The 21,544-nt window shown below is 67.1% G+C and carries 23 protein-coding genes and 1 other RNA gene; 16 read left to right on the top strand and 8 right to left on the bottom strand.

All coding sequences use genetic code 11. The features are described 5' to 3' along the window. Positions 1-83 precede the first annotated feature (83 nt). Positions 84-365, top strand: coding sequence for a type II toxin-antitoxin system RelE/ParE family toxin (locus DU475_RS13900; protein WP_164632462.1), 282 nt, complete (start codon positions 84-86; stop codon positions 363-365). A 38-nt stretch (positions 366-403) separates the two neighbouring features. Continuing rightward, complete coding sequence (locus tag DU475_RS13895) at positions 404-706, top strand: HigA family addiction module antitoxin (RefSeq protein ID WP_047308239.1); 303 nt, start codon at positions 404-406, stop codon at positions 704-706. Positions 707-916: 210 nt separating this feature from the next. Here DU475_RS13895 and DU475_RS13890 read toward each other — a convergent pair whose 3' ends face one another. Further along, a complete protein-coding gene (locus DU475_RS13890; RefSeq protein ID WP_013504334.1) occupies positions 917-1,591 on the bottom strand; it encodes a DsbA family protein in 675 nt (224 codons plus the stop codon). A 144-nt stretch (positions 1,592-1,735) separates the two neighbouring features. Further along, on the bottom strand, positions 1,736-2,215 hold the full coding sequence (locus tag DU475_RS13885) for a DUF721 domain-containing protein (RefSeq protein ID WP_164632457.1): 480 nt from the start codon (positions 2,213-2,215) through the stop codon (positions 1,736-1,738). Positions 2,216-2,243: 28 nt separating this feature from the next. On the opposite strand from DU475_RS13885, the gene mutY reads away from it, so the two are divergent. The 10 genes from mutY to DU475_RS13835 all read left to right on the top strand — a co-directional run bounded on the left by mutY (position 2,244) and on the right by DU475_RS13835 (position 13,110). Further along, positions 2,244-3,377: an A/G-specific adenine glycosylase gene (mutY, locus tag DU475_RS13880; protein ID WP_164632456.1), complete on the top strand. Its 1,134-nt coding sequence runs from the start codon at positions 2,244-2,246 to the stop codon at positions 3,375-3,377. 207 nt (positions 3,378-3,584) lie between these two features. Further along, complete coding sequence (locus DU475_RS13875; RefSeq protein WP_013504331.1) at positions 3,585-4,118, top strand: PAS domain-containing protein; 534 nt, start codon at positions 3,585-3,587, stop codon at positions 4,116-4,118. A gap of 10 nt (positions 4,119-4,128) precedes the next feature. Beyond that, entirely contained in the window at positions 4,129-5,403 is a 1,275-nt protein-coding gene (locus DU475_RS13870) for a methyl-accepting chemotaxis protein (RefSeq protein WP_283812083.1), read from the top strand. 167 nt (positions 5,404-5,570) lie between these two features. Continuing rightward, complete coding sequence (locus DU475_RS13865; RefSeq protein WP_013504329.1) at positions 5,571-6,107, top strand: PAS domain-containing protein; 537 nt, start codon at positions 5,571-5,573, stop codon at positions 6,105-6,107. Continuing rightward, positions 6,070-7,392, top strand: a complete 1,323-nt coding sequence (locus DU475_RS13860) for a methyl-accepting chemotaxis protein (RefSeq protein ID WP_013504328.1) — start codon at positions 6,070-6,072, stop codon at positions 7,390-7,392. The genes DU475_RS13865 and DU475_RS13860 overlap by 38 nt, the downstream gene beginning before the upstream one ends. 216 nt (positions 7,393-7,608) lie before the next feature. Beyond that, on the top strand, positions 7,609-8,715 hold the full coding sequence (locus tag DU475_RS13855; protein ID WP_164632454.1) for an efflux RND transporter periplasmic adaptor subunit: 1,107 nt from the start codon (positions 7,609-7,611) through the stop codon (positions 8,713-8,715). Then, positions 8,716-11,811, top strand: a complete 3,096-nt coding sequence (locus tag DU475_RS13850) for an efflux RND transporter permease subunit (RefSeq protein ID WP_164632453.1) — start codon at positions 8,716-8,718, stop codon at positions 11,809-11,811. Further along, positions 11,808-12,113, top strand: coding sequence for a DUF3240 family protein (locus tag DU475_RS13845; protein ID WP_142883553.1), 306 nt, complete (start codon positions 11,808-11,810; stop codon positions 12,111-12,113). The genes DU475_RS13850 and DU475_RS13845 overlap by 4 nt, the downstream gene beginning before the upstream one ends. A 108-nt stretch (positions 12,114-12,221) precedes the next feature. Continuing rightward, complete coding sequence (locus DU475_RS13840; RefSeq protein WP_142883552.1) at positions 12,222-12,698, top strand: methyltransferase family protein; 477 nt, start codon at positions 12,222-12,224, stop codon at positions 12,696-12,698. 22 nt (positions 12,699-12,720) lie between these two features. Beyond that, positions 12,721-13,110, top strand: coding sequence for a rhodanese-like domain-containing protein (locus DU475_RS13835; RefSeq protein ID WP_013504323.1), 390 nt, complete (start codon positions 12,721-12,723; stop codon positions 13,108-13,110). Between the two features lie 216 nt (positions 13,111-13,326). On the opposite strand, the gene DU475_RS13830 is transcribed toward DU475_RS13835, so the two are convergent. Continuing rightward, positions 13,327-13,875, bottom strand: coding sequence for a recombinase RecQ (locus DU475_RS13830; protein ID WP_185966155.1), 549 nt, complete (start codon positions 13,873-13,875; stop codon positions 13,327-13,329). An 82-nt stretch (positions 13,876-13,957) separates the two neighbouring features. On the opposite strand from DU475_RS13830, the gene DU475_RS13825 reads away from it, so the two are divergent. Continuing rightward, positions 13,958-14,137 carry a cadmium ABC transporter ATPase gene (locus tag DU475_RS13825; RefSeq protein WP_142883550.1) on the top strand — a complete coding sequence of 60 codons (180 nt, stop codon included), beginning with the start codon at positions 13,958-13,960 and terminating at the stop codon, positions 14,135-14,137. A gap of 12 nt (positions 14,138-14,149) precedes the next feature. Here the strand turns inward: DU475_RS13825 and DU475_RS13820 are convergent, their stop codons facing one another. Then, entirely contained in the window at positions 14,150-14,614 is a 465-nt protein-coding gene (locus tag DU475_RS13820) for a hypothetical protein (RefSeq protein ID WP_013504320.1), read from the bottom strand. 156 nt (positions 14,615-14,770) lie between these two features. Between DU475_RS13820 and ssrS the strand changes: the two genes are divergently transcribed. The 3 genes from ssrS to DU475_RS13805 all read left to right on the top strand — a co-directional run bounded on the left by ssrS (position 14,771) and on the right by DU475_RS13805 (position 16,435). Continuing rightward, a non-coding RNA gene (ssrS, locus tag DU475_RS13815) (6S RNA) lies at positions 14,771-14,931 on the top strand. An 81-nt stretch (positions 14,932-15,012) separates the two neighbouring features. After that, positions 15,013-15,606, top strand: coding sequence for a 5-formyltetrahydrofolate cyclo-ligase (locus DU475_RS13810; protein WP_047308922.1), 594 nt, complete (start codon positions 15,013-15,015; stop codon positions 15,604-15,606). Position 15,607: 1 nt separating this feature from the next. Then, positions 15,608-16,435: a TIGR00282 family metallophosphoesterase gene (locus tag DU475_RS13805; protein WP_013504318.1), complete on the top strand. Its 828-nt coding sequence runs from the start codon at positions 15,608-15,610 to the stop codon at positions 16,433-16,435. Positions 16,436-16,515: 80 nt separating this feature from the next. Here the strand turns inward: DU475_RS13805 and DU475_RS13800 are convergent, their stop codons facing one another. From DU475_RS13800 to DU475_RS13785, 4 genes are all read right to left on the bottom strand, one after another. Next, positions 16,516-17,994: a pyridoxal phosphate-dependent decarboxylase family protein gene (locus DU475_RS13800; protein WP_164632452.1), complete on the bottom strand. Its 1,479-nt coding sequence runs from the start codon at positions 17,992-17,994 to the stop codon at positions 16,516-16,518. After that, a complete protein-coding gene (locus DU475_RS13795; RefSeq protein WP_013504316.1) occupies positions 17,991-19,226 on the bottom strand; it encodes an ATP-grasp domain-containing protein in 1,236 nt (411 codons plus the stop codon). The genes DU475_RS13800 and DU475_RS13795 overlap by 4 nt, the downstream gene beginning before the upstream one ends. Continuing rightward, complete coding sequence (locus DU475_RS13790; RefSeq protein WP_164632451.1) at positions 19,216-20,811, bottom strand: cysteine desulfurase; 1,596 nt, start codon at positions 20,809-20,811, stop codon at positions 19,216-19,218. Before DU475_RS13790 ends, DU475_RS13795 begins: the two co-directional genes overlap by 11 nt. 221 nt (positions 20,812-21,032) lie before the next feature. Further along, positions 21,033-21,544 (bottom strand): methyl-accepting chemotaxis protein (locus DU475_RS13785; protein WP_246700324.1); only part of this gene is annotated, 512 nt, incomplete at its 5' end.

Genomic DNA, 21,544 nt, shown 5'->3' with positions numbered 1-21,544 from the left:
CCGGAAGGGACATCGGCGATGATCCCTCGCTTGGTGGTACACGGCTGTTGGCTTGTGTATCATTTCATGATACATGGGCCCTGATGATTTTGAGCTTCAAGGACGGGCTGACCGAAGCGGCATTCGAGGGACAGGCCCGAAATGGATTCCCGGCGGATTTGCTGAAAGTAGCTCGCCGGAAGTTGCAGATGATCGATGCAGCCCGGACGCTCGACGATTTGAGGCTGCCACCAGGAAATCGGCTCGAAGCCTTGACGGCGGATCGAAAGGGCCAGCACGCGATCCGCGTGAATGATCAGTTTCGCATTTGTTTCGTCTGGACCGAGCAGGGTGCAAGAGACGTTGAATTTACCGACTACCATTGAGCATCGGCCAAATGCAGCCGCGAACGAGGAGGTTGGGTATGATCAATAAACTCCCGCCCTTGCACCCCGGCGAAGTCCTTCGCGAAGAATTTCTGGTGCCGCTCGGCATGTCGCCCGGTGCATTGGCCAGGGTTTGTGGCGTGCCGAGGACGCGCATTGAGCGGATCGCCAGTGAAGACACCGGTATCACGGCCGACACCGCGTTGCGCCTCGCCAAGGCGTTCGGAACGAGCGCAGAGTTCTGGCTCAATCTACAGAACGCATACGACGTGCGAACCGCAAAGGCGCGGATTGCCGGAGATCTCGCGAAGATCGAGCCCGTGATCGATAGCGCGGCGTAATCGAAGTAACCGTCGAAAACGACGTCATCGCCCGGCTTGTCCGGGCGACCCAGTATTCCAGAGCGCTGTTGTACCGCTCGATGCCGGCCGCAAACGCTCTGGCATACTGGATCCCCGCCTTCGCGGGGATGACGATTGATCAGGTGCGGTTGACGTCAGCGCGGCGGCTCGACGACGCGAGCGTATCTCTCTGTTACCAGCGCCGCAGCCTCAGCTCTTCTTCGCCAGCAGCGCGTCGATGCGCTTGGCGAATTCTTCGAACGAGTTCTCGCCGCGCAGCATTTCGCCGTTGATGAAGAAGGTCGGGGTGGCGTTCACCTTCAGCACTTCGTTGGCGTATTTCTGGTCGGCGGCGATCTTGTCGAGCAGCGCCTGGTCCTTCAGGCAGGCTTCGACCTCTTCGCCCGACAGGCCGGCCTGCTTGCCGATCCGCTTGAGCTGCTCGGTGGTGTCTTTCAGCACCCACTCGGTCTGGCTCTTGAACAGCACGTCGGTGACCGCGAAGTACTTGGCGGAGTCGTCCTTGGCGATGCAGCGCGACAGCATCGAGCCGGCCGCCGCCTTGATGTCGAGCGGGAACTCCCGGAACACCCAGCGAACCTTGCCGGTGTCGATGTAGGCCTTCTTGAGCTGCGGGAACACCTGCTGGTCGAAGGTGGCGCAATGCGAGCAGGTCAGCGAGGCGTATTCGGTAACGGTGACGGCGGCGTCCTTCGGACCCAGCGCCATGTCGGGGAGCGACATCGGCTTCGCAACGTCGGCGGCAGTGGCGGCCTCCTTGCTCTGGGCGAAGGCGGCGTCGATCAGCCGGAACGGCGAGACGCCGGCGACCGCGACCAAGCCGGTCAGCGACATTGCGGCGGTGAAAGTGCGGCGCGTGATCATCGGCAAACAGCTCCAATCCGGCGGGGCTCGCCGCCGATAGCGACATGTCGAGGCGGCGCCAGCGCCGCACGACTTCCAAGTCTCGCTAGCTTGAAACAGCAATTGTGGCAATGCCGCGCCAGAACAAGTTGAAAAGCGCGGGCGTCACGTCCGCTTGATCGTCGCGCCGAGTCGCGCCAGCGCGTCGCGCAGCTCCTGATCGGCGACTTCGTCCAGAGTTGCGGCTACGCGGGCGACCGCCGACGGATCGGGACCGCGCGGGATCGTCTTGCGCGGACGGCGCGACAGCGGTGCCTGGCGCAGCGCGATCCGCCCGACCGCGTTCCAGCCGAGGAAGCGGTTGACCCGCTCCAGGATCAGGTCGGAGGAATGCTGGATCTCCAGCGCCATCGGTCCTTCGACCCGCAGCACCAGCGTCGCAGGTTCCACCGGCTGGCCGTCGACCGGACGCGGCCACTGCATCTTCAGCGGCTCGGAATGAGCCGCGATCTGCGCACCGGCGATCTCGGCCCAGCGCGTCACCAGTTCGCGCGCCGCAAAGCCCTGCTTGGCGAACGCTTCGGACAGCGTTGCGCCCAACAGGCCGGACAATGGCTTGGCGGAGATCGGGCCGGGCTTGCTCATGCAGAAACGCTTTGCGACGATACCGGCCATGAGTCTAGCAGGCGCGGCGCCGCGGCGGAAACAATCCCCGGTCATCACAGCAGAACACGACACGGGCGGCGACGCCGCGCGCGCCCGGCCGCAAGCGCTGCTGGCCTGGTACGACCGGCATCGCCGCAGCCTGCCGTGGCGGGCACCGCCGGGCGCGAGTGCCGACCCTTACGCGGTTTGGCTGTCCGAGATCATGCTGCAGCAGACCACGGTGCGGGCGGTCGGGCCGTATTTCGAAAAGTTCATGGCGCGGTGGCCGAGCGTGACGGCGCTCGGCGAAGCCTCGCTCGACGACGTGCTGAAGATGTGGGCCGGGCTCGGCTACTACTCGCGGGCCCGCAATCTGCACGCCTGCGCGGTGGCGGTGACGCGCCAGCATAGCGGCCGCTTTCCCGACACCGAGGAGGGCCTGCGGGCGCTGCCGGGCGTCGGGCCGTACACCGCCGCCGCCATCGCGGCGATCGCATTCAGCCGGCGGACCATGCCGGTCGACGGCAATATCGAGCGGGTGGTGTCGCGGCTGTATGCGGTCGAGGACGAACTGCCGAAGGCCAAGCCGCGCATCAAGGCGCTGGCCGAGACGCTGCTCGGCCCGTCCCGCGCCGGCGACAGCGCCCAGGCGCTGATGGATCTCGGCGCCACCATCTGCACGCCGAAGAAACCGGCCTGCGCGCTATGCCCGCTGATGCAGGGCTGTGCCGCACGGCTGCGCGGCGACGCCGAGAGCTTTCCGCGCAAGGCGCCGAAGAAGACCGGGGCGCTGCGCCGCGGCGCCGCCTTCGTGGTGATCCGCGGCGACCAGGTGCTGGTTCGCAGCCGCCCCGCCAAGGGCCTGCTCGGCGGCATGACCGAGGTGCCGAATTCCGACTGGCTCGCCGATCACGACGAGGCCGCCGCCCGGGCGCAGGCGCCGGTGCTGAAGGGCCTGTCGCGCTGGCATCGCAAACCCGGCGTCGTCAGCCACGTGTTCACCCACTTCCCGCTGGAACTGACGGTGTATGTCGCGCACGCGCCCGGCGGGACACGGGCCCCGGCGGGGATGCGCTGGGCCGCCATCGCTACGCTGGCGGACGAGGCTCTGCCCAATCTGATGCGCAAGGTGATCGCCCACGGTCTCGGCGGCCGACCTTAGGCATCGGAGCCGGCCTCGGCGAGCTAGGCGCCTCATCTTGATACCGATTCTCCAATCGGCCGGCGGCAAAGTGAGGCGTTGTCGGTATTATGATGGCGTAAATATCCGATTTGTGAACTTTAGTTCTTCACCTTTGGTGGAATAAACCCATTCGCAACTGTTCTGCGAATAACGAGCAGGCGCAAATGAGTTCCATCGAGGTCGTCAATGCGCCACGTCACGCCCAGCGGACGGGAGGCCTTCTTCCCAGCGTCTGAACTGATCGTCTCCAAGACCGACACCAAGGGACGGTTGACCTACGCCAACCGCCTGTTCTGCGACATCGCCGGCTATCGCGAGGCCGACCTGATCGGCCAGCCGCACAACCTCATCCGCCACCCCGATATGCCGCGCGCGGTGTTCAAGCTGCTGTGGGACGCTGTGCAGCAGGGCCGCGAGATCTTCGCCTATGTGAAGAACATGACCCGCAGCGGCGACCACTATTGGGTGTTCGCGCACGTCACGCCGTCGTTCGACGGTGCGGGCCGGATCGTCGGCTATCATTCCAATCGCCGTGCGCCGGACCGCGGTGTGCTGGAAGCCGCGATCATCCCGCTCTACGCCGACATCCTCCGCACCGAGAGCAGCCACCCAAACGGCAAGGACGCGCTGTCCGCCGGCTGTCGCGCGCTGTCCGATTTCGTCGCTTCCCGGAAGGCCTCCTATGACGAACTTATGTTCTCTCTCAAGAGCGCGGCTTAACGTCGCCGGATTGATCGTCGCCGCGGGCGCTGCGATGGTATCCGGCGTGTTCGAGTTCTACGTCGCCGCGATGGTGATCCAAGGCGTCGTGATGGCGTTCGCCGGGCTGGCGCTGTTCCGCATCAGTCAGACGCGCCGGCTGCTCGGCGAGGCCAGCGAGGTCTGCCGTCGCATCGCCGACGGCGATTTCGAAGCGCGGATTCTCGGCATTCCGGACGACGGCCGCACCGGCACGCTGCTGCGCGCCATCAACGATATGATCGACGATTGCGACGCCTTCGTCCGCGAGGCGACCGCGGCGATGACCGCGATGCATCACAACAAATACTTCCGCCGTATCCTGCCGGGTGGACTGCACGGCGCGCTGCTGCACGGCGCCGGCGCCATCAACGCCGCCGCCGGAAACATCGAAGGCCGGATCGCCAGTTTCGCAGGCCGCACCGCGGAGCTGGAGGCGACGACGAGCGCGATCGTTAGCGCGCTCGATCGGGGGTCGACGCAGATGAAGCACACGGCCGGCACGCTGACGGTCGGCGCCTCGTCGGCACGGGAACGGCTGGCGTCGGTCGCCGCCGCCTCCGAGCAGGCGACCGCCAACATGCAGTCGGTCGCTTCCGCGACCTCCGAACTGACCTCGAGCGCCAGCGGCGTGCGGACCGAGATCGATCGCTCGGCCGCGATCGTGGCGCGGGCGGTGAGCAGCGTCGGCGAGGCCAGCGGCAATGTCGATGCGCTGCAGCGGGTCGCCGACAATATCGGCGAGATGGTCAAGGCGATCCAGGCGATCGCCAGCCAGACCAACCTGCTGGCGCTCAATGCCACGATCGAGGCGGCGCGGGCTGGCGATGCCGGCCGTGGCTTTGCCGTGGTGGCGCACGAGGTCAAGGCGCTGGCATCGCAGACCGCCCAGTTCACCGGCGAGATCGAGGCCCAGATCGGCCAGGTCCACGGCGCCGCCGGCGCTGTCAGTCATTCGATCGGTGAGATCGGCACGGTGATCGCCGAGATCGACAGCATCACGCGTCAGGTTGCAGGCGCCGCGGGCGCGCAGTCGCAGTCGACCGCCGAGATCGCACGCAATATCGACGAGGCGTTCGCGGTGGTGCGTGAGATTTCCGAGACCATCCATGTGCTCGCCGGCAATGCTCAGGACAACGAACGCGCCGCCGCCTCGACGATGACGACTTCGGCCGAGCTGTCCTCGCAATCGGAACAGCTCGCGCAGCAGATCAACGGCTATCTCGGTCAGGTACGCAAGGAACTCGTCGAGCAACGTGCAGCGTGAGGGCAGCGGTTCGGCAAACTAATCAGTCAGTCTTGTGCGGTTCCAATTCGAGGCTTCGTACAACTACGTATTTTGCCGCGATGATGCGGCGTGGGGTCGGGCTTTAAGACAAATTCAAATCCCTGATCCTACGAGAAACCGAGGCGTGCCCTCCAAGGAGACAGGCGATGGCTGTCCAAATCCGCCCGACCGGCAAGGAAGTGTTCTTTCCGGCAGGCGAACTGATCGTGTCCAAGACCGATCTGAAAGGTCGTATCACCTACGCCAACCGCACGTTCTGCCACATCGCCGGCTATACCGAAGCGGAACTGCTCGGCCAGCCGCACAGCCTGATCCGTCATCCCGACATGCCGCGCGCGGTGTTCCGCCTGGTGTGGGACACGATAGCCGCGGGCCGCGAGATCTTCGGCTATGTCAAGAACATGGCGCGCAGCGGCGACCATTATTGGGTGTTCGCGCACATCACGCCGTCGTTCGATGAGCACGGCAACATCGTCGCCTATCACTCCAATCGCCGCATGCCGGATCCAAGCGTGGTCGCGAGTGCGATCGCGCCGCTTTACGCCGAGGTGCTGCGGGTCGAGCAGGGGCACGCCAACGGCAAGCAGGCGGTCGAGGCGGGGCTCAAGGCGCTGACGGATTTCGTCGCCTCCAAGAAGGTCAGCTATGACGAACTTATGTTCGCTCTCCAAAGCGCAGCTTAATATCGCCCTCATCATCGTCGCGTCTTCAATCGCGCTGGCGCTGGAGGCGCTGGACTATCGCTCGGCGGCGATGACGATCCAGAGCTTCGCCATCCTGGCGACTTGCGTTGCGCTGTACCGCATGGTGCAGACTACGTGGCTGATCGGCCAGGCGCGTGACGTCTGCCAGAGAATCGCCGCCGGCGACTTCGAGGCGCGCATCCTGAATATTCCCGATAACGGCCGCACCGGCGACATGCTGCGCGCCGTCAACGACGTGATCGACGGCTGCGACGCGTTCGTGCGCGAAGCCACCGCGGCGATGGACGCGGTGCAGCACCGCCGCTACTTCCGTCGCATCCTGCCGGGCGGGCTGCACGGCGCGCTGCTGCGCGGCGCCAAGACCATCAATGCCGCCACCGACAGCATCGAGGTGCGGATCAACAGTTTCGCCCAGCAGGCGGCGCAGCTCGAAGCCGCCGTGAGCGACGTGGTGTCGTCGCTCGACGAGGATTCCCGCGGGATGCGCGACACCGCCGGCAGTCTGACCAGCGGTGCGTCGCTGACCCGCGAACGCCTGACCAGCGTCGCGGCCTCTGCCGAGCAGGCCAGCAGCAACATGCGCAGCGTCGCTGCCGCCACCACCGAACTGTCGGCCAGCGCCCGCGAGGTCGGCGCCGAAATCGGCCGTTCCGCCGAAGTCGTCGGACGCGCGGTGAGCCGGGTGTCGGAAGCCTCCGCCAACGTCGCCAGCCTGCGCAGCGTTGCCGAGCGGATCGCCGAGGTGGTCAAGTCGATCGAGGTGATCGCCGGTCAGACCAATCTGTTGGCGCTGAACGCGACGATCGAGGCGGCTCGCGCAGGCGAGGCTGGTCGTGGCTTCGCAGTGGTCGCAGCCGAAGTGAAGGCGCTGGCCGAGCAGACCGCCAAATTCACCGGGGAGATCGAGGCACAGGTCGAGCATGTCCACGGTGCCGCCGACCTCGTCAGCCGTTCGATCGGAGAAATCGGTGTGGTGATGACCGAGGTCGATGACATCACCGCGGCGGTGGCCGGCGCCGCCGAAGCGCAGTCGGCCGCCACCGCCGATATCGCCAGGAACATCGAGCAGGCCTACGACGTGGTCAGCGAGATTGCCGGCAGCATCCAGGCAGTGACCGCGAGCGCCCGCGACACCGAGCAGTCCGCCGCCTCGACCATGACCGCTTCGACTCATTTGTCGTCGCAGTCGGAGACGCTGGCGCACCGTATCCGCGATTATCTCGGCCGGGTCCGCGCCGACATGCTGGCCCAGCGCGCGGCCTGAAGGATGCAAGGCGGCGTGGGACTGGAGAGAGCCCTGCCGCGAAACACTGGCAGTCAGCTTCTGCCGGCGCATACCGGCCGTTGACGCTGGCGGCGGATGGCCCTGTCAGCGTCCTGTCAGCCGCGCTAGCATAGGCAAGCAGCACGTTTTGCGGCGGCTGCGGGGAGCCGGCGCGTCCGGCATCTTTGGGCCGGCACAGGTGCCAGTGACAAACCCATGCTCCGCTTTTCGACCATTTGGCTTTTGCTGATTGCCGCCGTGCTGGCGTGCGGGACCGCGCGCGCCGGCGACGAGCTGTCGATCTCCAAGCAGCAGGCCGAACGGGTCGGGATCGAGACTTCGCCGCTGGAAAAGCAGCCTGCCGCGGCGGGCCTCAGTTTTCCGGGCAGGATCGCGGTGCCGCCGGATCGCAGCCGGCTGATGAACGCGCCGCTCGGCGGCCGGATCGAGCGGCTGCTGGTGCGCACCGATACGGTGGTGAAGGCCGGCGACCTGCTGGCCGAAATTCAGAGCCCGGCGCTCGCCAACGCCCAGGCCGAATATCTCGTCGCCTACAATAAAGAGCGGCTGCTGAAGACCAATCTCGACCGCGAGGAACAGCTCGCGCCTTATGGCGCCGTGACCAAGAAGCAGGTCATCGTCACCCAGAGCGAATACGAACAAGCTCGCGCCACCGCTGCCGAGCGCCGCCAGGCGCTGCTGCATGTCGGGATGACCGAAGCCGCGGTCGACAAGCTGGCGGCGAGCCAGAAGCTTGATCCCAGGCTGACGCTGATCGCGCCGATCGATGGCGTGGTGCTGGAAAGTCCGACCACGCCCGGCCAAACCGTCGAGGCGCTGGCGCTGGTGTTCAAGCTGGCGCAGCTCGCGCCGCTCTGGGTCGAAATTCAGGTGCCGGCGCTGCGGGCGGAGGATTTTGCGGTCGGCGCTCGGGTCACGCTGCGTGGCCATGATTGCATCGGCAGGGTGGTGTCGATCGGCTCCAGCGTCGAGCCGACCTCGCAGACGGTGATCGTACGCGCCGAGTTCGCCGAGCCCGACACCGATCTGCGGCCCGGCCAGGTGGTCGAAGCACAGATCGCTCCGATCACCAGCGGCTCGGCCGAATGGCGGGTGCACAGCGGCGCGATGGTGCGGCGGGGCAAGGACGCCTTCGTGTTCGTGCAGACCGACGGCGGTTTCGTTGCGACCCCGGTCGAGATCCGCGAGGAGCTGCCGCAGTTCGCGGTGGTCAGCGGCAGTTTCCGCGGCGACGAGCGGATCGCGGTGCGCGGCATCGCTGCGCTGAAGGGCGCCTGGCAGGGACTCGGCGGGGTCGAGTAAATGCTGACCCGTCTCGTCGAGTTCTCGCTGTCGCATCGCTTGCTGGTGGTGCTGGCCACGCTGCTGCTGATCGGCGCCGGCGTGCTGGCGTTCCGGCATCTGCCGATCGATGCGTTCCCGGACGTGTCGCCTGTCCAGGTCAAGATCATCATGAAGGCCCCGGGCATGACGCCCGAGGAGGTCGAGACCCGGGTGACGATGCCGCTCGAGCTGGAAATGCTCGGCATCCCCAACAAAACCATCCTGCGCTCCACCACCAAATACGGCCTCGCCGACGTCACCATCGATTTCGCCGACGGCGTCGACATCTATTGGGCGCGCAATCAGGTCGCCGAACGGCTCGCTTCGGCGATGAAGGACATGCCCGACGGGCTGACCGGCGGTCTGGCGCCGATCACCACGCCGCTCGGCGAGATGTTCATGTTCACCATCGAGGGCGGCGACCTGACGATGGCGGAGCGGCGGACGCTGCTCGACTGGACCATTCGTCCGGCGCTCCGCACGCTGCCGGGCGTTGCCGACGTCAATTCGCTCGGCGGCTTCGTCCGCAGCTTCGAGATCGTGCCCGACAATCTGGCTATGGCCTCGCACGGCATCACCATCGACACGCTGGAGAAGGCGATCGAGAAGAACAACCGCAACGGCGGTGCCGGGCGGCTGTCGGCCGGCGAGGAAGTGCTGCTGGTCCGCGTCGACGGCCAGGTCCGCAATCTCGACGATCTCCGCGACATCGTGCTGGCGTCGCGCGACGGCGGCATGGTGCGGGTGCGCGACGTCGCCGAAGTGCGGATCGGCAGCATCACCCGCTACGGCGCGGTGACGCGCGACGGTCAGGGCGAAGCAGTGCAGGGCCTGGTGCTCGGCCTGCGCGGCGCCAACGCGCGCGACGTCGTCGACGGCGTTCGCGCCAAGTTCAAGGAGCTGGAGCCGACGCTGCCGAAGGACGTGACGCTGAACGTGTTCTACGATCGCGGCGATCTGGTCGGCCGCGCCGTCGGCACGGTGTCGAAGTCGCTGCTCGAAGCCGTGGTGCTGGTGATCGTGCTGCTGATCCTGTTCCTCGGCGACTGGCGCGCCGCGCTGGTGGTGGCGCTGACGCTGCCGCTGTCGGCGCTCGCCACCTTCGTGCTGATGCGCTGGGCCGGAATGTCGGCCAATCTGATGAGCCTCGGCGGCCTCGCCGTCGCGATAGGCATGCTGATCGACGCCGCCGTGGTGGTGGTCGAGAACGTGGTGTCGCATCTGGCGCACGACCGCCACGCCGCGCAGGTGCCGCTGCTGCACCGGATCTATCAGGCGCTGCGCGAGGTGGTGGTGCCGGTCACCTCCGGCATCGGCATCATCGTCATCGTGTTCCTGCCGCTGCTGACGCTGCAGGGTCTCGAAGGCAAGCTGTTCATCCCGGTGGCTCTGGCAATCGTGTTCGCGCTCGGCTCGTCGCTGCTGCTGGCGCTGACGGTGATCCCGGTGCTGGCGTCGCTGCTATTGAAGACTGCCGGCCATGGTGACACCTGGCTGGTGCGCAAGATCAGCGCCGGCTACATGCCGGTGCTGCGGTTCGCGCTGCGCCACGAGAAGGCGGTGCTGGCGGTGTCGGCGCTGGCGCTGGTCGCCACCGTGTTCGCCTACGGTCAGCTCGGCAAGATCTTCATGCCGACGATGGAGGAAGGCACGCCGATCATCAGCGTCGAGAAGCTGCCGTCGATCGGGCTCGAAGAAAGCGTCAATCTCGATCTCCGAATCCAGCAGGCGGTGATGGGCGCGGTGCCGGAGGTCAAAAGCATCGTGGCCCGCGTCGGCTCCGACGAACTCGGCCTCGACCCGATGGGGCTGAACCAGACCGATACCTACGTCATCCTCAAGCCCGAAGCGGAGTGGCGTCGGCCGCACGACAAGGACTGGCTGATGGCTGAGTTGCGCAAGGCGCTCGCCGGCTTCCCGGGGATCGGCTTCTCGTTCACCCAGCCGATCGAGATGCGGGTGCAGGAGATGATCATCGGTGCCCGCGGCGATGTGGTGGCGAAGATTTTCGGCACCGACATCCCGACGCTCAACAGGCTGGCCGAACAGATCACCGCGACGCTGAAGACGCTGAAGGGCGCCGAAGACGTCCGCACCACGCTGAACGAAGGCTTCGAATACTACAATGTCGCGATCGACCGGCTGCAGGCCGGCCGTCTAGGGCTCGACGTCGACGCGCTCACCGAGGCGCTGCGCACCCAGATCGAAGGCCGGCAGGCCGGTATCGTGGTCGAAGAAGGCCGCCGAACGCCGGTGCTGATCCGCGGCACCGAGTCGCTGCGCGAGTCCCCAGCACGGCTCGCCGGCATCAATCTGGTGCTGGCCGACGGCAAGTCGGTGCCGCTCGTCAACGTCGCCAGGCTGGAGCGGATCGACGGGCCGGTGAAGATCGACCGCGAAAACGGCAAGAGGCTGGCGCTGGTGATGAGCAACGTCTCGGGCCGCGATCTGGTCGGTTTCGTCGACGAGGCCAAGGCGGCGGTCGCCGAGCGGGTCAAGCTGCCGGAAGGCTACAGCATCGTCTGGGGCGGCCAGTTCGAGAACCAGCAGCGCGCCGCGGCGCGGCTCGGCATCGTGGTGCCGATCGCGCTCGCGCTGGTGTTCCTGCTGCTGTTCGTCACCTTCTCGTCGCTGCGGCAGTCGCTCTTGGTGTTCATCAACATCCCGTTCGCGCTGATCGGCGGCGTGTTCAGCCTGCTGATCACCGGCGAGTATCTGTCGGTGCCGGCCTCGGTCGGCTTCATCGCGCTGCTCGGCATCGCGGTGCTGAACGGCCTGGTGCTGGTGTCGTATTTCAACATGCTGCGCAGCCAGGGCTTGCCGCCGGATCAGATCGTCGAGCTCGGCGCGCAGCGCCGGCTGCGGCCGATCCTGCTCACCGCCAGCATCACTGCGTTCGGCCTGGTGCCGCTGCTCTACGCCACCGGTCCGGGCGCCGACGTGCAGCGGCCGCTGGCGGTGGTGGTGATCGGCGGTCTCGTCACCTCGACGCTGCTGACGCTGGTGATCCTGCCGGTGCTGTATCGCCGCTTCGGGATTCCGCCGGCTCCGAAGACGCAGGAGGCCCCGCGATGAGCGCGATGGTGCTGACGCTGCTGGTGCCGATGGCGCTGAAGGACGACGTGATCACCGCGATGCTGGCGCACGAGCCGACCGCGCGCACCGGCTTCACCGCCCGCGAGGTCGAAGGCTACGGCCGCGATGTCGACTACGACAGCATCGTCGAGCAGGTCCGCGGTCACACGCTCTCGGTCGAGATCATCGTCACCGCCGAAGCTGCGGAACTGCGCGCGTTGCTCGATGCGCTCGGCGACGAACTGGCAGGCCGCGGTGTGCGCTGGCGGATCGTCGCGGCGACGGCGGCCGGGGCGCTGTGACGGATGACGTGATCTCGGCCCGAACGGCCTGATCGAATCATGGGCGGCTGGTCTATCCGCACGACCTTCGATATATTCGACCGACCGAATGTTTGCCGACGAGTTGCGATGACTGGTTCCGAGGGCACCCGCCCGAACAGACTGCCGTGGCCGCCGATGCTGCTGGCGATTGCGGCTTTGGCCGCGATCGGGCTCGGCGTCGTGTTGCCGTTGCCGCTGCCCCGCAGCGAGCTGGTGGTATGGACGGGCTACGTGCTCGTCGCGCTGGGGTTTTCCGGCGACGTCTGGGCGATCCTGACAATGCGGGCCGCCCGCACCAACGTCTTGCCGCATCGCGCCGCCGACCGGCTGGTCACCTGGGGACCGTTCCGGTTCAGCCGCAACCCGATCTATCTCGCCAACACCCTGCTGTTGACCGGCATCGGCCTTGCGGTCGGCAACGGCTGGTTTGTGCCGCTGGCGCTACTGATGGCGGTGCTGGTCGACCGGCTTGCGATCCGCCGCGAGGAGCGGCATCTGGCAATTCGTTTCGGCAACGCCTGGATCGAGTATGCGTCGGTGACGCCACGCTGGCTGATCCGCTGAGCCATCCACGAGGGAGAACCGAATGACGACGTTGAAGCAGATGATGGAAGCCGCCAACGCGGTGGTGCCGCGGGTGAGCGTCGATGACGCGCGCCATTTGATCGAGCAGGGCGCGCTGGTGGTCGACGTCCGCGACGCGCCGGAGATCGGCAACACCGGCAAGGTCGCCGGGTCGCTCAACATCTCGCGTGGCATGCTGGAATTCCGCGCCGATCCGGATTCGCCGTTCCACGATAAGCATCTCGCCAAGGATCGTCCGGTGATCGTGTACTGCGCCTCCGGCGGCCGCTCGGCGCTGGCCGGCAAGGTGCTGAAGGATCTCGGTTACGAAAAAGTGTTCAACCTCGGCGCTTTCAAAGACTGGGCCGAAGCCGGCGGCGCAATCGAACAGCCGATCGAACGCGGCATGTAATTTCCACGACTAATATCCACGACGATTGATCCCGACTCATTCACGGCGTCATGGCCGGGGTGTCCCGGCCATCGAGGTCTTTGATCTTGTGCGGGGTTCAAGACGACGATGCCCGCGCCAAGCGCGGGCATGACGGGTGCGAAGGCCGAAGGAAGCCGGACGAGGCGCCTATTGCGGCTTCTTTCCGGCGTCGGTCGGCGCGTGCCCTCGCCAATTTCACCGCCTGCTCGGCTTTGCGGTCTTCTTTGATGTCGAAGCTGCCGACTTGGTCGTCTTGGCCTTGGCGCTCGAAGCCTTCGCCGTTTTCGACGACGAGGTTTTTGGCTTTGCAGCTTTGGCCTTTGACGTGCTGGCTTTGGAAGTCCTGGCTTTGGAAGTCTCGGATTTGGAAGTCTCGGCTCTGGAAGTCCCGGACCTGCCGACCGCCGCCGACTTCGCCGAGGTCTTGGCAGCCTTTTTTGCACGGGACGCCGCGCCGGCAGTGGTTGCGGTCTTGGACTTGGTCCGCGCCGGCTTGGCCAGCGGCTCGGTGAAGTCGGCGAGACCGGCTTTGGCGGCGGCTTTGGTCACGGTGGTCTTGACCGGGCCCGCGACCAGCCGGCGCACCGCGCGCTTGGCTGCGACCTTGGTGATCTCGACCGCGCCGTCCACCACCATGTCGATCAGATTGTCGACCAGCGGCATCCGCTTGTCGGAAGATTTGCGCGGCGCTGCCGCGGCCTTGTCCTGGTTCGGCGCCTGATCGCGCCCGCTGTCGTCGCTCACGCTGCTGTCTCCCGCGTTCGGCTCGGCTGAGGAACGTTTCAGTCGACCTGTCTTTGACCTTCTTTGCAGAAGGTGTCGGCAGATGACGGGTGAAGACCTGAATTGGTTCCAGATCGCGGTCCGGATACTGTTCCTGGCGGCGCTGTTGTCTTACGTGGCAGTGGCCAGCGTCCGGCTGCTACGCCGGCTCGGCGGTCTGATCCGCAATGGTCCCCGCGTGGTTCGCCTCGGCAAGTCCCGAGCGTTGGCGCGCCGGCGATGAGCTGCGGCTGCGTTATTTGGTCAGAAACTTCCACGCCACCACGATCGCGCACAGCGCGATGAAGATCAGCAGCGCCGGCACCCGTCGGCGGGGAGCGTTCGGCGGCATGGGGCGGGCGCCGCGGTCGGCGACCCGGGTCACCTTCGGCTTCGGCGGTTTCCTGAACCGCACCACGTTGTCGGTCGCTGCATCGCCGCCTTCGGCCGGCGGTGCGGCGCGCGGCTCGGGCTCCGGCGCTTCGCCGGTGCCGCCCATGTCGCTGTAGTAAGCTTGGTAGGTCTCGCGCACCGCGATCGCCTTGGATTCGATCTCGCTCATTTGGTCGAGCCGTTCGCGGTAGCCGTTCAGCACCTTCTGGGCGTTCTCCGGCAGGCCGTCGAAGCTGCCGAGCTTGGCCATCATCAGCCAGGTGGCGAAGTCGGCTTCGGCACGGGTGCGGGCTCTGCGGGCGATGGTGGTGCTGGATTTCGAGGCCATGGCGATCCGGGTTGAGCGTCCTGTGGGATGCTAAGGGCGATCGGGGGACAGCTCTTGATAGCCGAAACGGCTGTCCACGTCAGGTGGTTCATCGGGCCGTCGAATTCCACCCCTCACGGACTGGCGAACCGGCGGTATGATCGCTACATTGGCACGGCGAAGCTGCGGGACGCGTCAGGAGCCATATATCCCCGGGGCCTTATCGATCCTTTCGGGAACTGTCCCTGGCCGGGTCCGTGGACCCGGACATATGGTGCCCACCTACTTTCGTAGGGAACTCCGGGATCGAGTGCTTCAACGGTCACTGTGGCTTCGCACTTTAACCTCATCTCCCGCTGCTTCCGGCCTGACGGTCGCCCGAGCTTCATCCGCGCGCCGCGGCCGCCTATAACCCGCCGATGTCCGATCTCCCTGCCGCCTCCAGCGATGCCAAGACCGCGTTGCGCGCTGCCGCTTTGGCGCGGCGGTCTGCGCTGAGTGAGGACGATCGCCGCGCCGCCGCAACCGCCATCGCTGCGGGTGGGGTGCCGGTTTCGTTGCGGGAGGGCGCTGTGGTCGCCGGCTATGCGCCGATCCGTGGCGAGCTCGATCCGTTTCCGCTGATGCGGGCGCTCGCCGCCGGCGGCGCCAGGCTAGCGCTGCCGGTGGTGGCGCGGCAGGGCACGCCGCTGACCTTCCGCGCCTGGCGCGACGGCGATGGTTTGCAGCGCAGCGCTCTCGGCATTCGCGAGCCGTCGCCGGATGCGCCGGAGGTGACGCCGGACATCGTGCTGGTGCCGCTCGCCGCGTTCGACGCAAGCGGCCATCGCATCGGCTACGGCGCCGGGCACTACGACTGCACGCTGGAATATTTGCGCGCGCAGGGGCCGGTGGTGGCGATCGGGCTTGCCTTCGCAATGCAGCAAATCCCCGCCGTTCCGGCCGCGGCCCACGACGTGGTGCTGGATTATGTGCTAACGGAGCAGGGCCTGCTCACTTTCCGGAGTCGATAGTTTGCGCATTCTGTTCATCGGCGACGTGGTCGGAAAATCCGGCCGCACCGCAATCGCCGAGCATCTGCCGGGCCTGATCCGCGACTGGCAGCTCGATTGCACCATCGTCAATGGCGAGAATGCCGCCGGCGGGTTTGGTATCACCGAGGCGATCTACAACGACTTCATCGATGCCGGCGCCGATGCGGTGACGCTCGGCAATCACGCCTGGAATCAGAAGGAGGCGCTGGTGTTCATCGAGCGCGCGCCGCGTCTGGTCCGCCCGATCAACTTCCCGCGCCACACGCCGGGCCGCGGCGCCGCGCTGGTCGACACTCGCAGCGGCGCCCGGGTGCTGGTGATCAACGCGATGGGCCGGGTGTTCATGGAGCCGCTGAACGATCCGTTCGCTGCAATCGCGCGCGAACTCGAAGCCTGTCCGCTGCGCGACGCGGCGGACGCCATCGTGGTCGATTTCCACGGCGAGGCGTCGAGCGAGAAGCAGGGCATGGGCCATTTCTGCGACGGCCGCGTCAGCCTCGTGGTCGGCACCCATACGCATGTGCCGACCGCCGATCATCAGATCCTGCCGAACGGCACCGGCTACATGACCGACGCCGGCATGACCGGCGACTATGATTCAGTGATCGGCATGCACAAGGACGAGCCGGTGCATCGCTTCCTCACCGGGATTCCGCAGGGCCGGTTTGAGCCGGCCAACGGCGACGCCACGCTGAGCGGCGTCGCGGTCGAAACCGACAACGCCACCGGCCTCGCCATCAAGATCGCCCCGGTCCGCATCGGCGGAAGGCTGGAGCCCGCCAAGCCTGCGTTTTGGACGGCGAACTGATAACCTCTCCATCGTCATTCCGGGCTTGCCGCTGCGCAGCGCCCCGGAATGACGAACGAGAGAGCGTGATCCTCGGCACTTCACCCGCGGAAAGCTGACGACCCAACCCGCTGCTTCCCGAACCGCAGCACCGCATCCACCATCCGGTCGACATCCGCAGACGTCGTGCGATGATTGACGATCGCGGCGCGGATCGCGAGCCTGCCGTCGATCGTGGTCGAGGACGGCGCGGCGATTCCCGACTCGTGCAGGTCGGCGACGACCTCGGCGTTGAGCGCGTCCACCACGTCCGGCACCGCCCGATAGCGGAAGCAGACGATGTTCAGCGTCACCGGTGCCAGCATCTCCAGCTCCGGCTCGCACTCGACGCGGTTTTCCAGATAGCGTGCGATCTTGCAGGTGTTGGCGATCATCGCGCCCATGCGGTCGGCGCCGAAGGTCTTCAGCGTGAACCAGGTTTTCAGCGCGCGAAAACCCCGCGACAGGTCGGGGCCGTAGTCGCACGGCCAGGGCGAGCCGCCGGCCAGCCCGCGGGTCTCGCGGCGCAAGTAAGCGGCCGGCGCCGCAAACGTGTCGCGGTGCTGCTCGCCGTCGCGGACGATCAGGAAGCCGGCGTCGTAATTGACCTGGCCCCATTTGTGGAAGTCGAGCGCGATCGAATCCGCCTCCGACAGTCCCTTGAGCTTCGGCGCAATGTCGTCGGACAGCATGCCGAGGGAGCCGTAGGCACCGTCGACGTGAAACCACAGCCCTTCGTCGCGGCATAGTTCTGCAAGCGCCGCGAGATCGTCGATCGCGCCGACATCGACGGTGCCGGCCGAGCCGGTCACCAGGAACGGCTGACAGCCGGCGGCGCGGTCCTCCGCGATCCGCCGCTTCAGCGCGGCAAGATCGATGCGGTGATCCTTGCCGAACGGAATCCGCCGCAGCGCGCCGCGGCCGAGGCCGGCCAAATCGGCGGCCTGCACCACGCAGCCGTGCGCCGCTGCGGAAGCGTAAGCCGTGAGCCGTTCGCCCGGCAGCCCGCCCTCGCGCACTTGCGGACCGACCGCAGCGGTGCGCGCCACCAATAGCGCCATGAAATTGGCCATCGACGAGCCGGTGACGAACACGCCGCTGGCGGTGGCGGGAAGGCCGAACAGCTCGGCGATCCAGCGCACGATCTGGCGCTCGACTTCGATGCCGATATGGTCGCGGCCGCCGCAATTGGCGTTGAGCCCGGCCGCCAGCATCTCGGCCAGCATCCCGACCGCGGTGCCGCCGCCATGCACCCAGCCCATGAAGCCGGGATGGACGTTGCCGGTGGCGTAGGGCGCGATGTCGTCGGTGAAGCGGCGATACACCTCCGGCAGCGGCGTGCCTTGGCGCGGCAACGGTTCGGCGAAGCCGGCGCGGACCGTTGGCGGGATCGGCTGCCACACCGGGCGGTCGCGCACCCCGGCGATGTAGTCCAGCATTTCGTCGAGCATGTGGTGCGCGTCGGCGCGCAGCGCGTCCCAATCGTCGGGATCGAGGCTGGTTGCGCCGGCATTCGCGCCGGCGCGGATCGCGTCGCTCACGCCACGCTCGTCAGACGGGAGTCGACCCGGCGCTCCAGCATCGACGCGAAGGCGTCGAAGATCTTGTGCATCTGCGGCGGCTTGTAGGGATAGAGTTCCGGGCTGTCCATGTCGTGCACCACCGAGGTGTTGTCGATCTCGAACACCAAGAGGTCGCCGCTCGGCATCTGGGCGCAGTCGATGGTGAAGTAATCGAGCCCGATCCGCTCGATCATGCCGTCGAGCGCGGTCTTGTGGCGGAGCGCGAAGCCGAAATCGAAGGTGTGGAAGAACGCCGCCTCTTCCAGCCGTTTGAGCTCGCTCTCGGCCATTCCGGCGTTGAGGTACCAGATGTCCCAGCGGTCGGCGATCGCCATGTGGCAGGCATAGGGTTTGCCGTCGACCACCACCACGCGATACTTGCGGAATTGGCCGTCCTCGCTGGCGTAGTCGACGTAGCGGGCGATGAAGTAGTCGCTCTCCTGGCGGTCGCGCAAGTAATCCAGCAGCCCGGCGCTGTCGGCTATCCGGGCGAGGCCGAAGCCGGCATGCGAACCGCGCGGCCGCGCGATGATCGGAAAGTCGAGGCCGCCGGCGACCTCGGGCAACGCCGCGGAGCCGTTGGCGGCGGCCATCAGCGCGTCGCGGCCGACCGGAACCGTGGCGGGGATCACCAGTCCGTCGACGTCGCCGATCAGCCGGTACAGCTTGTCGCGGTCGAGATGCCGGATCAGGTGCGGCGGATTGAGCAGCGGCGCCGGCCAGTCGGCTGCGCGCGCCGCGATCGTGGCCAGCGCGCCGCGACATTCGTCGGAGTCGGAGGCGATCACGATCGCGACGTCGTGGGGCGGCAACGGATCGGGCAGGGGGATGCCGTCGACCACATACAAAGTCAGAAGCTCGAGTCCGGAATCCTGCAGCAGGAATTCGATCGGCGTATTGCCGCCCATGTCGATGTCGGCGGCGAGCGCCAGCACGCGCAGCCGCGGATGGTCGCTGGCGCAGGGCGAGCGGAACAGTTGCTGCTGCTTCAGCGTCTCGGTCTGGATCGACAGGCCGGCCGGCTTGTGGCCGAACAATTGGGTGATCAGTGCGAGGTCGAGCTGTTCGCCGGAGCTCGCCGTGCCGGCGTCGACCTTGCTCATCAGCTCCCGCCACAGCGGGTACAGGTTCTCGCCGTCGAATGCGCGCTTGGTCAGGCGGGCGAAGCCGATGCGATCGGCGGCGACGGGCTGGGTGATGTCAGTGGACATGGCGTTCCTCGGCAGCGGTGTCGGTGAAAACGGAGGGCCGGTGCAGTAGCGCATCGAGCGTGGTCATCGCGGCCGCCGCATCGGCGAGAATGCGGTCGCGCGCGCTTGCGTCGGCATGAATGTCGATGACGTGCCGGGCGCTGATGCACAGCCGCAGCGCTGCGACGTCTTCGTCGGTGCGGCCGCCCCAGCCGACCGGCTGGCCGAGCAGGCACGGCGCATCACCCACGGTGCCCTCGGCCAGAGCGCGGTGCAGCATGCGGCATTCGGCGAGCGACAGGGGGCGGGCGTCCCGGTGCAGGGTGAAGCCGAAGATCGTCGGGCGGGCGAATTCGTCGCCGCGCGCGCTGTGCGATTGCGGCGGCAGCAGCCGTACCGATGGCGAAGCGGCGATCAGCTCGGCGAATCTCATGCCGAGTTGGCGGATGATGTCGCTGCGGACTTTCGCCGGCACCGCCATGTAGGCGCGGATTTCTTCGAGCGCGGCCTCCCAGCGCAGCCATTGGCCGAAATTTGGCTGGACCGGAAACTGTTCGCGTAAGGAGGTCAAGCGCATCGGCCAGTCGCTGCGTCCGAGATAGCCCGTAAGTCCCGGTGCCTGCCGCGGCAGCGCCTCCACCGCATCGGCAAGCTGCGGCGGCAGCAGCACCGCGCCGCTGAATGCGGGACCGGCGAAGTATTTCGAGCCGGTCAGCAGCACCATGAAGCCGCGGTCGAGCAGCGTCGCGATCCGGCGGTTGCCGAGCCGCGCCTGGCAGGCGTCGACCACGATCTGCACCCGGCCGGGCCAGCGTGCCGCGATCTCGGCGAGGCAGCGGTCGCTCGGCGCGGCGTGGCCCAGCTTGGAGCAGTCCATCGCTTCGAGCATCACCCGCGCGCCCTGTGCCACGGCGGATTCGACCATCTCGAGCGTTTCGGCGTCGAGCGCCGAGGGCGAGCGCAGGCGGCCGTCGGCGTCGCGCAGACGTAACCCGACGCTGCGGATCGGCCCGAGCCCGGCGATCGGACCGCCGCGCGTCGCGGTGACGCCGCTGGCGGTGCGGGCGCCGAAATGCAGACCGCGGGCCGTGAAAGCGGTGCCGGTGCCGGTCTGATCGGCGGCGGTGATCACGCTGACCAGGTCGTCGCCGTGCAACGCGCGGGCGACCGCCAGGGCGACGAGCTGGGCGTCGGTGCCGGAGGAGGTGAATACGATCTCGGCGCCGGTTTTTTCGAGTCCCAGCAGCGTCCTCAGCTCGCCGCGCATCTCCTCAACCCGGTCGTCGAAGCATTCGACGAGGCCGTGCAGCATCGCCGACGACATCAGCGCATCCCGGGCGCGGCGGGCGGCCTCGTAACCGCGCGGCGAGATCGTGCTGGCCGTGCAGGACGAGAAGAGCGCCATCTCGGGCGCCGGCGAGGGGCTGCAGCCATAGCCGTTTCGGCCGGTGGCCGGATCGAGATCAATCCGGGTGTCGCCGCCGCAGGCGAGCAGCAGGTCGAGGGGGGCGAACAGTTCGCGGAGCGGCGATTGCGGCCGGAGAGCCGGGGCGATCGCCGGCCGGCGGCCGTTCGCCGGGCGAATGAGACTTCCGGGATGGGCCATCGCTCGCTTACCTCGCCCGGCGCTGGTCCGCCGCCCCGAGAGGTGCGGCAGTGGAACCTGCTTCGAGCTGTAAGCCGGCTTGGTTAATGCCGCCTTTACCAAAACCTCGTGCGGTTACGGGTACGGGCGGTGGCGGGTGCGATCGCTGCATCAAAAGCACAATCGGCCGGCGCTCTGTGGGCGCCGGTCGAGGTGATGGGGAGGCGGGATCGGAAGGGCGGTCAGGCCGCGCGGACCGACTCCAGGAAGTTCGAGACTTCGACCTTCAGCCGGGTGGAATCGCCGGAGAGCGACTTCGCCGCCGCCAGCACCTGGGCCGAGGCCGCGCCGGTCTCGGTGGCGCCGCGCTGCACGTCGGTGATGTTGGACGACACCTGTTGGGTGCCGAGCGAGGCCTGCTGGACGTTGCGGGAGATCTCCTGCGTCGCCGCGCCCTGTTCTTCGACCGCCGACGCGATCGTCGAGGAGATTTCCGACATCTTGGCGATGGTCTCGCCGATCTCCTTGATGGCGGCCACCGATTGGTCAGTCGCCGCCTGGATGCCGTTGATCTGCTGGGTGATCTCGCCGGTCGCCTTGGCGGTCTGCTCGGCCAGCGCCTTGACCTCGCTGGCGACCACGGCGAAGCCGCGGCCGGCTTCGCCGGCGCGCGCCGCCTCGATGGTGGCGTTGAGCGCCAGCAGGTTGGTCTGGCCGGCGATGTTGCTGATCAGTTCGACGCACGCGCCGATCC

Source organism: Rhodopseudomonas sp. WA056 (genome assembly GCF_010906995.1).
Lineage (GTDB): Bacteria > Pseudomonadota > Alphaproteobacteria > Rhizobiales > Xanthobacteraceae > Rhodopseudomonas > Rhodopseudomonas palustris_G.
Note: the sequence above shows the minus strand (reverse complement) of the source record. Positions and strands in the feature narration are given on the sequence as shown.